Source organism: Secundilactobacillus mixtipabuli (genome assembly GCF_002217925.1).
Classification (GTDB): domain Bacteria; phylum Bacillota; class Bacilli; order Lactobacillales; family Lactobacillaceae; genus Secundilactobacillus; species Secundilactobacillus mixtipabuli.
The window spans coordinates 212,639-224,682 of the sequence record NZ_BCMF01000002.1; the positions used below are offsets into that span (position 1 = coordinate 212,639).

Annotated in this window: 15 protein-coding genes; 10 read left to right on the plus strand and 5 right to left on the minus strand. The window is 38.9% G+C overall.

The annotated features are described in order from the left end of the window. The first annotated feature begins 93 nt into the window (after positions 1-93). Positions 94-966, plus strand: a complete 873-nt coding sequence (locus IWT5_RS02300; RefSeq protein WP_089108338.1) for a LysR family transcriptional regulator — start codon at positions 94-96, stop codon at positions 964-966. A 1,206-nt stretch (positions 967-2,172) separates the two neighbouring features. On the opposite strand, the gene IWT5_RS02305 is transcribed toward IWT5_RS02300, so the two are convergent. Then, on the minus strand, positions 2,173-2,592 hold the full coding sequence (locus tag IWT5_RS02305; protein WP_089108339.1) for a hypothetical protein: 420 nt from the start codon (positions 2,590-2,592) through the stop codon (positions 2,173-2,175). A 535-nt stretch (positions 2,593-3,127) separates the two neighbouring features. Between IWT5_RS02305 and IWT5_RS02310 the strand changes: the two genes are divergently transcribed. The 8 genes from IWT5_RS02310 to relB all read left to right on the plus strand — a co-directional run bounded on the left by IWT5_RS02310 (position 3,128) and on the right by relB (position 8,313). Further along, positions 3,128-3,430: a helix-turn-helix domain-containing protein gene (locus tag IWT5_RS02310; protein ID WP_089108340.1), complete on the plus strand. Its 303-nt coding sequence runs from the start codon at positions 3,128-3,130 to the stop codon at positions 3,428-3,430. After that, a complete protein-coding gene (locus IWT5_RS02315) occupies positions 3,408-3,821 on the plus strand; it encodes a hypothetical protein (RefSeq protein WP_089108341.1) in 414 nt (137 codons plus the stop codon). The genes IWT5_RS02310 and IWT5_RS02315 overlap by 23 nt, the downstream gene beginning before the upstream one ends. 2 nt (positions 3,822-3,823) lie before the next feature. Continuing rightward, entirely contained in the window at positions 3,824-4,096 is a 273-nt protein-coding gene (locus IWT5_RS02320) for a hypothetical protein (RefSeq protein ID WP_089108342.1), read from the plus strand. Then, on the plus strand, positions 4,086-4,274 hold the full coding sequence (locus IWT5_RS02325) for a hypothetical protein (RefSeq protein WP_089108343.1): 189 nt from the start codon (positions 4,086-4,088) through the stop codon (positions 4,272-4,274). Before IWT5_RS02320 ends, IWT5_RS02325 begins: the two co-directional genes overlap by 11 nt. Next, the gene (locus IWT5_RS02330) at positions 4,264-4,773 is read left to right on the plus strand and encodes a hypothetical protein (RefSeq protein WP_089108344.1); all 510 of its coding nucleotides are present in this window, start codon (positions 4,264-4,266) and stop codon (positions 4,771-4,773) included. Before IWT5_RS02325 ends, IWT5_RS02330 begins: the two co-directional genes overlap by 11 nt. Positions 4,774-6,033: 1,260 nt before the next feature. Next, complete coding sequence (locus tag IWT5_RS02335; protein ID WP_089108345.1) at positions 6,034-6,678, plus strand: hypothetical protein; 645 nt, start codon at positions 6,034-6,036, stop codon at positions 6,676-6,678. Between the two features lie 377 nt (positions 6,679-7,055). Continuing rightward, the gene (locus tag IWT5_RS02340) at positions 7,056-7,940 is read left to right on the plus strand and encodes a CAP domain-containing protein (protein ID WP_089108346.1); all 885 of its coding nucleotides are present in this window, start codon (positions 7,056-7,058) and stop codon (positions 7,938-7,940) included. A 142-nt stretch (positions 7,941-8,082) separates the two neighbouring features. Then, the gene (relB, locus tag IWT5_RS02345) at positions 8,083-8,313 is read left to right on the plus strand and encodes a type II toxin-antitoxin system RelB family antitoxin (protein WP_089108347.1); all 231 of its coding nucleotides are present in this window, start codon (positions 8,083-8,085) and stop codon (positions 8,311-8,313) included. 197 nt (positions 8,314-8,510) lie between these two features. Here relB and IWT5_RS12450 read toward each other — a convergent pair whose 3' ends face one another. From IWT5_RS12450 to IWT5_RS02355, 3 genes are all read right to left on the minus strand, one after another. Continuing rightward, the gene (locus IWT5_RS12450; RefSeq protein ID WP_369688565.1) at positions 8,511-8,657 is read right to left on the minus strand and encodes a putative holin-like toxin; all 147 of its coding nucleotides are present in this window, start codon (positions 8,655-8,657) and stop codon (positions 8,511-8,513) included. 106 nt (positions 8,658-8,763) lie between these two features. Next, a complete protein-coding gene (locus IWT5_RS12420) occupies positions 8,764-8,892 on the minus strand; it encodes a hypothetical protein (RefSeq protein ID WP_263849809.1) in 129 nt (42 codons plus the stop codon). A gap of 33 nt (positions 8,893-8,925) precedes the next feature. Next, the gene (locus IWT5_RS02355) at positions 8,926-9,783 is read right to left on the minus strand and encodes a hypothetical protein (RefSeq protein ID WP_143443073.1); all 858 of its coding nucleotides are present in this window, start codon (positions 9,781-9,783) and stop codon (positions 8,926-8,928) included. Between the two features lie 165 nt (positions 9,784-9,948). Here IWT5_RS02355 and IWT5_RS02360 point away from each other — a divergent pair, with 165 nt between their 5' ends. Next, positions 9,949-10,206 (plus strand): hypothetical protein, encoded by a 258-nt coding sequence (locus tag IWT5_RS02360; RefSeq protein ID WP_089108350.1) that lies wholly within the window; start codon positions 9,949-9,951, stop codon positions 10,204-10,206. A gap of 80 nt (positions 10,207-10,286) precedes the next feature. On the opposite strand, the gene IWT5_RS02365 is transcribed toward IWT5_RS02360, so the two are convergent. Next, a complete protein-coding gene (locus tag IWT5_RS02365; RefSeq protein ID WP_089108351.1) occupies positions 10,287-11,243 on the minus strand; it encodes a hypothetical protein in 957 nt (318 codons plus the stop codon). Positions 11,244-12,044: the final 801 nt, after the last annotated feature.

Sequence of the window (12,044 nt, forward strand, 5' to 3'; positions counted from 1 at the left end):
AATGGCATTATTATATTGCATTTAGTGTCTATTAAGAAATATAATAATTGCAGTAGTCAATAGCAAAAATGTTATAAGTGAAGAGGTGCTTTAATGCGACTAACACAACTGGAATACTTTATTGATATCGCTACAACGCAGAATATGTCGCGCTCAGCAAGAAACCTACACGTTGCTCAACCTTCACTAAGCCGTACCATCCATGCTCTAGAAGACGAATTAGCAACACCACTTTTTACGCGAAATGGGCGAGCGCTGGAACTCAATTCAGCCGGAAAAAAATCCCTTGAAGTTGCCACCGCTACGCTAGGTACTCTAAATACAGGCATCGAAGACTTGAATCACTACATAGATCAAACTGACAATCAAGTAACCATTCGCATTGAAAGTTCCACTACCATGATTCCCGGTATTCTGGAATACTTACATAGAACTGTCCCCGATGTCTCAATTCATCTTATTCAGCACGGCCTGGAAAACAATCTTCTCGTTCATTATGATTTTGAATTCAGCACCCACCCTGTCAAGGACAACGAAAATCAATTAATGCTATCCGAAGAGATTTATTTTGGCGTGGCTGAGAATTCACCGCTGTCACGCGCAGCTGTTGATAATAAGATTACAGTTTCGGAATTGGCACAAAATCAGTTAATCTGTACTGAGCCCAACCCTTTACGTGAGCTTGTACTTCGAACTCTGCAACATCATGGTGCAACTATTCGACCATCCTTTTCCACTGGCGACCGAGCTACAATTATTGGAATGGTTCGTTCTGGAGTAGGTTTATGCTTCATTCCTCAATGCTCATGGCCCGGAGTAGATTTAACTGGCGTTCGTCTCCTCTCCTTTGCCCCAGAGCCCATAACTCGTAACATTTATCTCAGCATGCCTACTTCGTCCGTTCGTTCATCAAAACATTTAACAGTAGCCAAAGCTATTTGTGACTACATGACCACCCTAAAATAGCATTAATCGTTAGAGTGCTATTGAATTGGTTCAGTGATTTGTTTTTTCTTAAATCCAATTCACCTAGCCATTTTTTAATTAAGGATTTCTTAAAATATGCGTATCCATTTCAAATCAATTAGCATTGAAATTGGCATACTTATTTTATAAGTCTGGCGAATTTACAATCTAAGGACAACGCTAATTGAATAAAAAAACCATAACGGATACTAATGTCCAACTATAAAGGACGAAGGAGTACATCGTTATGGGTTATTATTTCACTATATCTGAGCAATAAAATATTCATGAATTAATCGCCAAAGATTATTATATTTGCTCAATTACACTAACTACTAACATCATTCAAGCATATCCGTGAAGAATATCGTCAATTAACGTTACCCGAACGTAACGACCAAGTGTATTTATAAGAACAGTTCACTCAGTGTCATAGTTTCCAGAGCACGCTATTACCGATGCTTGTTGAAAAATAAATATATGAAATTATGGCAAAGATAAATCGATTTTTTCGGATGATGATTAACCCCAACTGCCTGTCTTAGAAGGAAATATACTCCGTCGATGAAGGATTGAAAACCATTAATAAGGGTAATTGGGAGGATAAATAATGGCACGAAAAAAGCACCCACAAGGGGTGCTTCTTCCGGTAGAACATAGGACGGTAATCCTGTGTTGGAATCAGTATAACATTTTGAACTTGTGCTGACAATGATCCGGTTAACCACATCCACTTTTGAATAAGAGACTTATTTCACAACATTTTTCGAAATGTTTTTAAGTTAGCTTTTTGAACCGCTTCTTGAAACCATCTTCTAATAATGGTGTTTTATGACCTAATACAGCATCAGATCATATAAAACAAGATGAAGACGACTTCTGAGATGACTCGAAATGGGTTGACTTTCGTGATAGTATCACCGACGAAAACCCCGAGTAGGATAATACTACGAAACCCGTCAGTAAAGAAAAGCTTCGTCGCAGTGATCAGCTGGTGAGAGTGTGGTAAATGATCTTTGCACGGGAAAACGATGGATACATTAACTCAGACGAAATGATTGCTGAAAGCGATGATGATCAGTCTGATCTGTGGAAAACTGTTGATGAGTAAGCCCAAAAGTATGGTTTGATTGATATCCCTGAAGTTGACAGGATCACGGATGTTGAATCGGAAAGCTTCGAGTCCAACTCAGACAAAAAATAGTCCTATTTTTTTAGCCACTCATATTTTGCTAAAAACTTCATCAATCTCCGGTCTTCTTCTTGATCTTTGGCAACTAGCTCGTCCATATACTCTTGAAGCTGGTCAACAACCTCTTTAACACCGTTAACCCACTCCACAATCGTGGCGGATCCTTCCGCCGATGTGACGGTACCTAGATTCCACTCAATGCTAAATTTTAGGTCACTCGTGAGGCAAATTTGTGCGTTAGATTCCAAAGTATCGCTGTCAATATAGCCAGAATCAGCGTTTAAGAATTGGTAGTAGCGTTTTTCACCTACTTTAAAACTGGTGGATGATAATATGGCATCTTTAAGCGTGACGGATTGATCCGCAGACGTGATCGGTTTAAAGCAATAAAATTCAGTGTCGTTGTTCATTTGAATTGATTTAGGTAAAGTCATAGTATCTAGTTCCTTTCGCCATATAATATAAAAAGCCATCACAGTTGAAGTTTACGATGGCTGTTAATTTGTAATCTTTGTGTGGTAAGTTGATAGTTTTACCACAAATCAACTATATAATACAAATTATAATAACTGTCAAAATTTGCAATAAAAAACCGCCCACTGGCAAAGTGAGCGGTTATTTTATCTACATTACCTTTATTATTTGTTATCTATTTTATCTTACTCTACATCTTGATTGGTCACTTTGATGGTTACTACGAGCTAATTCACTTTTATTTTGAAAATCTGTCTAAAGAGTTTGTCAAGAAGTTGGATTAATACTGACGACATACAAAAAAACGCCCATAAAATGGACGGTTCAAAAAATCATGACAACGACCGTTTGGCGTCGGTTCGATGCCTGATTGGAATCAGCCAGCCTTACCTTAAAGTAAAGCGGGCAAACAAATTAGTAAAAGCCATTTGGCAGTTTAATCTTACCATGTTTCTTATAGTCTTGCTATAATAACCTCGAAAGAAGGTTTCGCTAATGCCGAAAAATGTTAAATTTGATGATGACTTAAAAGAGCGCCTGAAAGACCCCGAGTTCAAAAAAGCATTCGATCGCATCAGCGCCCGCCTAGAAGCCGGTGTTGCCATCTTTGATGCTCGCAAAAAAGCTGGTTTAACACGTTCTGAACTGGCCCACAAGGTGCACATGCCCGTAGAAGCCATCAGACGCATTGAGGATGGCGGTAGCACCAGTGATCGCATTCGGACTAAAATTAAAAAGACTTTAAATATCAAATCCACCGAAAGGACTGATCCTGATGACGTTAAACCGTCAAAATAAAATTCCCCCGTATCACACCACTTCTGCTGCTGATACCATCAAAGAGACCTTGGTGGCCCGTCATCTTAGTGCTGAGTGGCTATCTAATCAAATAGGTATTGGCACTGATGATATGACCAATGTGCTGAAACGTGAAGACTTCCTAGACAAAAAACAGCTTAAACAAGTCGAGGCTCTGATTGGTGTGCCAGCTAGGCTGCTGTGGAATCTGGACTCAAACTATCTTGACCACAGCAAAGAATCAGGCATAATCAAAGCTATACACGATATTCAGCGCGGTAACTATCGAACCGACACACATTACTTGCCACCGGCAGATGAAGTGTCGGCTCAAGATCACGAAGAACATCGTGGTCATGGTTATATTGATTGGGACGGTCGTGAGGTGTAATTATGGCAAATAAGCGTCAACGAAAAAAGAATTACAACAAATGGGCTGAGAAAATGATCCAGCAAATTTGGGACAGACGACCTAAAGGATTAACCAAACGGGAACTTAACCAGTGGATGGATGATCAGATCGAAAATGAAGGCATTCTTAACTGGTCTACCCAACAGGCTGTTAATGAAGCAATCCGTGATGCCGATTCCGGTAAGTTGCAAGAATTTGAGACGGTTGATGAATTCATGACTCAACTAGAAAGTGATGAAGAAAATGCCAAATAAACGTCAACGTAAAAAGCGGTATAAGAAGAACCTGGTTGAACTAGCTCAATTGGCAGAGGCCATGCACCCCAAGACGTTAAAAAACCAAGCAGAAATCAACGCGTGGCTCTTTGGTGACGACGAAGACGATGATGACGACATGGTTGAACAAAAAAGGGGCAACGAGAATGGCAAATAAGCGCCAGCGCAAAAAGCGATATAAAAAGAATGTGCTGAAAATTAAGCAACTAGCAAAGAGTGTTCGGCTTATGGCCCCTGAAATACAGGAAAGCCATGGTGTCAGCCCTGAGTTCAAGCAATTGCTAGAAGAAACTTATCAAGAAGACAAAGGTACTATGGACTTGATAAAGCAAGGTGAAAACGATTTCTGGGATGATTCGAAATGGGTTGGCTTCCGTCACAGTATCACCAATGAGGATTGTGAGTGGGACACCATGAAACCCGTTGGTAAAGAAATCATCCATGATAGTGCTACCGACGAAGACCTTGAGTGGGAGGATACCACGAAGACTGTTAGCAAAGAAAAACTTCGTAGCAGCGATCAACTAATGAGAGTATGGGAAGTGATCGTCGCTAGAGAGGATGATCCACTTGTTGAGTTAGACGAACTGATTACTGAAATTAGTGTTGAAGATGATGACAATCAATCCAAATTCTGGAAAACCGTTGATGATTAAGCCGAAAAGTATGGCTCAATCAATACCCCTGAAGTTTATTGGGGAAATGATGTGGAGTTAGATGATATTGACTGAGTTTCTGATTTTGGTTCTGATTTTGGTACTGAGAGAATCGACACTAAAGTTATCTCTACTGATAACAAATCATTGGCGCGTACCCAAGAAGTTGAAAGTAAATAACTTGATTTTTCTAGGCAACTAATTATCACTTGAATTCAGGTGGTGCTTAGTCGCCTAATTTTATTTATATCTAAATTTCATTGCAATCCTGTTACCGATTGCATCTGTTGGAAGTAGATTTAATATTTCAATCTCGGACCTGCATGTATGATTAAAAATATTTGGAAAAAATAAATGATTAGTTAAACGATTCACGGTTACTAGTCGAAATTTCAGGCCACAATCCACTCAAATTTTCGTTCAATTATTTGCTAACTGCAGATGAACTTGATGACTCTATACAAACTTTACCTAAATATACCAATCACATTATCTTCTGAAATATGTAATTTGAAATAGGTAGTAATGATATTTTTATCTTAATACATAAGCACTGTACCAAGCGACCTTACAGTGTTTACAATATTATTTATTTTCTATATCTGTAAATAATTCATATACATTTTATATATCAATCTTATACGATTCCATAGATACTTTGTATATCAACCTTATACGATTCCATAGATACTTTGTATATCAATCATATACGATTCCATAGATACTTTGTATATCAATCATATACGATTCCATAGATACTTTGTATATCAATCATATACGATTCCATATATGCTTTGTATATTGATCTTATACGATTCCATATATGCTGATAATTTACATAAATTAGGTCATTCTGCATATCTTATATATATCTTATTTACTTATTTATCCTCTATATATTATTTGTTATGGACAATATATTATCCGTCTGTGATCTTTAGAAATCCTCAAATTACTTTACAATAGTCCATCAATAATACAACATGCCGCCTATTAATTGTTATATTAGAGAGTGGTTTCACCTCCAAAAATCTAAACAAATAAAAACTAATTTAAATCCTGATGTTGGCTATAACTTGTTACTTTCCGAATTATTTAACTAAGCTTGATAAATGAACACCTTGAAACATGTTAATCACCCTTTTTAACAGTATGTCATGTTATCTGTGTACCCGTTCATGTTGAACGCGTTTAGCAACCTTGATTTTTTATACAATGAAAGTTTAGATTATACTTAAAAATAAAAAAGGAAGCCTTATAATGTCAAAGCAGAACCCTACTGAAAATAATAGTCAGAATCTTATCAAAAGCACTAAAACTATGTCATCAAACGTCCAAAATCTTTCCGCAGGAGATCCAGATCCAAAAATAATTGATATACTTTCGAAACTGATTAAGCTAAAAAGAGCAGAAACTAAGGAGATTCAAGAACTGAAGAAGTTATTTCAAAATGTTTCTAAGAGCGACCTCCTTGAATCAAGTAAGCAACAAGATTTAAACCCAGAGCTAAAAAAATGGTTTAATAGTATAGAACCATTTATTGAATACGATGAACCACTACATCATAAATTGTTGTATATCATGTACTCCAATTGGTACAAGAATAAAGAAATTGGCGCCTTACCTCATGAATTAAGTGAAGATCAATTTAAAGTAGAAATCATGAAAATCTTCGAAAGTCACGCTGGCTGGAAAGTAGATAAAACTATCCACACTCATAGTTATAAAACTAAAAAATCGGGTATTAGATATCGACGAAGAATTACGAATCCAAAAAATGTAGGGCTTGATTGGCACAGATATTTTGAATGTTTTGATCGCCCAGACTTTTTCAATAAAAATAATCCCAGTTTCGATATTTTTACTAAAGATATACGAGGCTGGTTTGAAATTCATCATATTTGATAATTTTTATATTATTTCCTAGGCTTAAGTCACTATGGAAAGAATTTTAAACACTTCATGAAACACTGAAGTGCTTTTTTAATGAAAAAGTTTGCCAAAATAAAATTAGGTAATAATAGTTTTAAAAAGCTTACAGCTAGGAACAAATAGTGGAGTTATGAAAACAAAATTTTGAGCGATAAACCGCATATTCGAAATCCACAATTAAATTCATTATGTCAATACACTATTTCTAATGTGCTCTCCAGTAATTAATTGAGATTAGTTATCCAGTCTATTAAATTATTACTAATTGTAACGAAGTAGTGCAACCATATGGTGCTATAATACGAAACGTATACTATTCAGTACATAATTATTGCGGGAGGTAATCTATTATGAGAAAATCATTGATCAAAACCTTGGCCGTAACGACCTTGAGTGCAGCTGCCTTTGTGGGCGCTGCAGCGTTTAATACACCAAATGCTTCGGCTAAAACGACTATCCGTTCATACCAAAACATTAAGAATGCAACTTATACCGTTACCAACAAGCACGCCACGGTTTATAAAACCGGCTCCTTAGCTAAGAAGACCGGTACAATGCAAAACTACGGTTCTAAAGTCACCGGTTATTACGCCGTTCACGTGACCCGCAACGGTAAAGCATCGATCTACTACAAGTTCCGTGTAGGTAAGAAGACCGGCTGGGTATGGCATGGCTACTTAAAGAAAGCTACTGCTGTTAAGCCAGCTTCTAACACACAGCCTGCTGCTGGTTCAACGACTACTACTGATAACAGTTCATCAAACTCATCGAAATCTGATAAGTATGACTTCAGTGTATCCGGCTACCGGGCAGATTTCTTAAAAGCTGTTAACGCCGAACGTGCAAAACGTGGCATTGCTCCATTGAAAGAAGACGCTGATTTGGATCAAATGGCCCAAATCCGTGCCGGCCAAACAACCACTACCCACTCTCACTATGACAGTGACGGCTCTGTTGCCGTTGACAAATTGTCTAAATCCATGGGTATTCCTTGGGGTGCTGAAGTAATTGCTACAGATACACTTGGCAAAGATTTTGGTACAACTAATAATGAAGATGTCACTAAAGCAGATATCGAAGGATACATTTACGAAGACGCTGGTTCAAACTGGGGTCACCGTGATGCATTGTTAAACCCAAGTTTCACTAAGATCGGTATGGGCTTTGCCCAAGAAGGCGGTCCTGATGCTGGTTGGAGTAACTGGGCCTCTGATACTGTTGCCGATTTGGATTAATTCGTACATCACACAATTATTTAACTAATATTAAAGAGCTGGGCTTATTCAGGGCCAGCTCTTTTTTTATTCTAAAAAGTTAAGTCTTCACCTAAAGTCTATCAAATGCTATCATGTCCTTGATAAGAAAGGACTGATTGCAATGGCTGATACAACAGTTATTTCATTGCGCTTCAAAAACGACCAATACGATAAAATAAAAGCACAAGCTAATTTTAACGGTGTTTCAATAACAACTTATATGCGTCAAGCCGTTTTAGAACATGTTGAAAATGAAACTGATTATCAAAACGCTGCTGTTAATTTAAAAGCCAGCCATGGTAAAACTGTCAGCCGTGCTGAAGTTATGGCCCGTCTGGGAATGAAACCATGATCGCTTATTACTGGAGTTTTGAATAAAATTCGGTCTGTTTTCTCCTTGCAATTTTACCTGATGTGTTATAATTTAAGTATAGAAAAACGACCGGTGCTCTAACACCGATCGTTTACAGCCGCTTTAAAGGCGGTGGCAATTGACATTTAACTATAAAAAGTCACCTATCAACCGCGCAAAGTCAATAGGGTGGCTTTTTATTTACGATCTTTGCGATCAATTGTAATCATTAACATCGCAAACGCGATCATCAATGATAAGGTGTCATAAACAGACACAACAAACAACTTTCTAGATTTTCGTAAATCATAGGCATCACTCACTTTCGCAATTGACGCCACCACCCATAAAACTTCTGTAACCCTATTATACCATAGGTTACAGCGATTTTAAGCAAGTTTTAAACCGCGACAAAAGAGGTCATCCTTCATTGGACGACCTCTCTTTTTCTTACTTATTTTTACGCTTTCGTTGGTTTTTTACTGCCACGGCCATTGCTAAAACGATCAAAATGATCAGGATCACACCAGACAATTTTAACCAGGCAGCGTATTTGATCAACGCTATCTTCAAACTCATCTTAAATCAGGTCTTTTCCAATCACCCTAACGCCTAACCTAATACCGCATCGAATTGATGAACTGAGATCACTTTGTTGGTCTTGGGGTCAGCGTTTTGCACATCAACCACCCGACGGTTACGACCATCCACATCATCGACTAATGGGATCCGTTGATCACGCTTACCGTCTTTCAATTGAGCTTGTACCATCAACCGGTCAAACAACGCCCGGCCATCAACCACGTGGAAGTTATGATCTAAGCGTTCAACGACCACGTTAGGTTGAGTCAGATATGAGAAGATCTTCAAGAACTTAGGCAAGTCCGCCGACCCGCTGTAAACCACTGGGCGCCCAATTATGGCAGCTTTAACAATCGTCCGGCGGTAGAACGGGATAAACGTTTGAAACAGCACGGTATTATCCAAATCATCCTTTGGCAACGTGGCTTGCGGCAACTGCTTTTTAAGCAGCCGCTTGAAGTCTGCTACGGCAGCCACGGAAGTCTTATCCGAGATCACGTATTGCTTAACGATATGCCGTTCATCCAATTGGCCATTGCTTAACGCTTCCAGATAATCTTCATCCGTGGTTGGCCGGATCAAAGCATCCGCATACGAATCTTCCTGCGGGTTCATGGCTAAATGCTCATTGGCACCGTGCAACTGATAACGGATAAAACCCGCAGGCTTATGCTCCTGCGGCTTAGCCTTATCGTCAATGATATGCAATCCCTTGGTATTTTTCAGGTACTTTTGATAATCAGCGACTGTCAGCAGTTGGTATTCGCTGTGGGTCACTAACCGGGCTTCCTTGGTCTTGGTATCGTACATCCCAATGTGGATCAGCGTTTCTGGTAAATAGATCCGGCTTAGGCGTTCAAAGTTCCCGCTTTGGACTAAGCTATTCAAATCGACCACAATCTCCCATGGTGTTTTAACCGACCTCTTTAATTCCGAAATTCTACTAGGTAACGTTGAATATCGGTATGGTGAGGCCGATGATACCAGCTGGATCACCATACCCTGATCTGGTATTGCGGGCTCAAAGAAAAACTGGCCACCGCTGTCGAATCTATGATGCACGGCTATGTACCCATCAAAGGCGATAAAATCAGCACAAAAAACTTCACGACGTTAGTCAGTGTTGGTTCACCGGACAGTTACGTCTTTCTATATGATTACAACAAGCTTGCCGATGATGAGACTGCTGAAACCGTTCAAGTTAGTCAGACCGTAGATCATATTAGAAATTTTAGCCATCTCTGGCAAAACCGCGGCTACACCGTTTACTTGGAAAAAAAGACGGCTGACTTTTTCGTTGACCATCGATGAACATAAAAGCACCGTAACCCTCATGAGTTACGGTGCTTATTTAGACTGTTCAATTGTTTATCTGTTTATTTCAAAACTATTTAATCATCGCTGCTAACCAGTGAAGCACTGGTCTTCTTAATGCTTGGGGTCTTTGCTGTATCGAACTGGGCGCTAGCCTTGGCATTCTTAGTCCGTGTGATCAAGAACCAATCATAACTAGACGTATCGCCATTTTCCGTTACATAATAACCAACATATTTTTCGTTCAGCAACGAGACAGATTCGCTGATCAAACCGTTTTCGTCAAACGTATAACTCATCGCATTTTCAGATTTATATTGATAGAGCTTTGATACATTAGTATTAGTGATCGCACTCGTATCATCAGGTGTTTTAAAGGCCGGGTTATCTTCCTGCCAATTGATGTTTTCAGCCGTTACTTTTTTATCATTATCATCCGTATTGACATACGCTGATAACTTGTGGGCTTTCGGCGCAGCATACGTAAACTTAGTAGCGTTAAACAACGCCATATTGTGCTTGACCTGATCGATCTTAGCCTGGGCAGCTTTGAGGTTAGCTGGTGAACCGTCATCATCCGTATTTTTGATCGGTTCCTGTTTATAATCACTGACGGATGACTGCTGATTCTTTAAACTGCTTTGAGCTGCTGCTAAAGCTTCTTTCAGGTAGGTTTTTTGATCTTTGACCATCTTATTAAACGCCGACTTTTGTTTCGTTTTAGCTAATTTGATGACCTGCGCATCCGATTTACCTTTAATATCCTTAAAGGTCAGCTGTGCCTTGCTATAAGCCGTTTCCTTACCATTTTGCACGACCAGGACACTAAACGTATCATCTTTATGAACCGTATCGCGGCTAAGCGACCCCTGCAGCCAAACCTGTGGCTGTTTATTTTGCGCCGTCTTCATAAAGGCGACTTTGCTGGTCTTAGCAGCATTTTCAGCGTTCGCCCCGCAGCCGGCTAAGCCAATCGCCGCTAACCCTAACATGACCATCAATGCTAACCGATGTTTCCGAACCCTTTTTTCCATAATGATTTTCCTCCCCTTGATATCCGGCGATCAACTAACCGATCCCCTAAATCTTAATAAAACTAATACATAAACGTTTCTATACTACCACTATATTGGCATAACTAATCAAAAGAATTGATTATTCTAATAGTGCTTTATATTCGATCAATAACGCGGCCGGCTTGGTTAACATCATTGGGCTTTAGATTAGTCACAGTTGCAACTATTTGTAGCCCAGATAATATAATTCATGATATTGGACTGGAAACCGATATATGTAATTGATACAGTTCAGTGCAGTTGTTGAATCAGTCTTTAGCAGACATTAATTACCGTTAGTTACCCAGCATTCATTTCACTACTGAACTCAATGTTCAACTCACCCTGAACTCACTAGCAAATGATCACTAAAATAACTAGTATGATTATTTCTTAGGCCTTATCTGTCCAAGGATCCGCTGAATTTTGACCATTTTTGCTTACTAATTGGTCGCTAATCGTTAAGTAACTGTGTTAGATCATTCCTTCGAAACAAAAATAACAGTCTATCGAAATGAGTATTAAGTCCACTTCTGATCAAACTATGTAGCCCAGCATTGAACTCACCATAGAAAACACTACTGTTCTCACTACCGAACTCAATACCGAATCCACCCCTAAATTACGTAGTGGGTTCACTACGCAATTTAAATGCCATCAGCATGGCATAGCAACTACTGATATTTAACCAGTACCAAAATAGTGAAACGTCCTTCTCAAAAATTACTTTCCTAAAAAAACAAATCGTTCATAAATAGACACTTCTTTTTTCTCATCAAA

Coding starts and splice junctions, on each gene's coding strand:
- IWT5_RS12420 (WP_263849809.1), bottom strand. CDS start 8,892: ATGAGTTTGAAGATAGCGTTGATCAAATACGCTGCCTGGTTAAAATTG.
- IWT5_RS02365 (WP_089108351.1), bottom strand. CDS start 11,243: ATGGAAAAAAGGGTTCGGAAACATCGGTTAGCATTGATGGTCATGTTA.
- IWT5_RS02320 (WP_089108342.1), top strand. CDS start 3,824: ATGGCAAATAAGCGTCAACGAAAAAAGAATTACAACAAATGGGCTGAG.
- IWT5_RS02330 (WP_089108344.1), top strand. CDS start 4,264: ATGGCAAATAAGCGCCAGCGCAAAAAGCGATATAAAAAGAATGTGCTG.
- IWT5_RS02315 (WP_089108341.1), top strand. CDS start 3,408: ATGACGTTAAACCGTCAAAATAAAATTCCCCCGTATCACACCACTTCT.
- IWT5_RS02335 (WP_089108345.1), top strand. CDS start 6,034: ATGTCAAAGCAGAACCCTACTGAAAATAATAGTCAGAATCTTATCAAA.
- IWT5_RS02360 (WP_089108350.1), top strand. CDS start 9,949: ATGATGCACGGCTATGTACCCATCAAAGGCGATAAAATCAGCACAAAA.
- IWT5_RS02340 (WP_089108346.1), top strand. CDS start 7,056: ATGAGAAAATCATTGATCAAAACCTTGGCCGTAACGACCTTGAGTGCA.
- relB (WP_089108347.1), top strand. CDS start 8,083: ATGGCTGATACAACAGTTATTTCATTGCGCTTCAAAAACGACCAATAC.
- IWT5_RS02310 (WP_089108340.1), top strand. CDS start 3,128: ATGCCGAAAAATGTTAAATTTGATGATGACTTAAAAGAGCGCCTGAAA.
- IWT5_RS02300 (WP_089108338.1), top strand. CDS start 94: ATGCGACTAACACAACTGGAATACTTTATTGATATCGCTACAACGCAG.
- IWT5_RS02325 (WP_089108343.1), top strand. CDS start 4,086: ATGCCAAATAAACGTCAACGTAAAAAGCGGTATAAGAAGAACCTGGTT.
- IWT5_RS02305 (WP_089108339.1), bottom strand. CDS start 2,592: ATGACTTTACCTAAATCAATTCAAATGAACAACGACACTGAATTTTAT.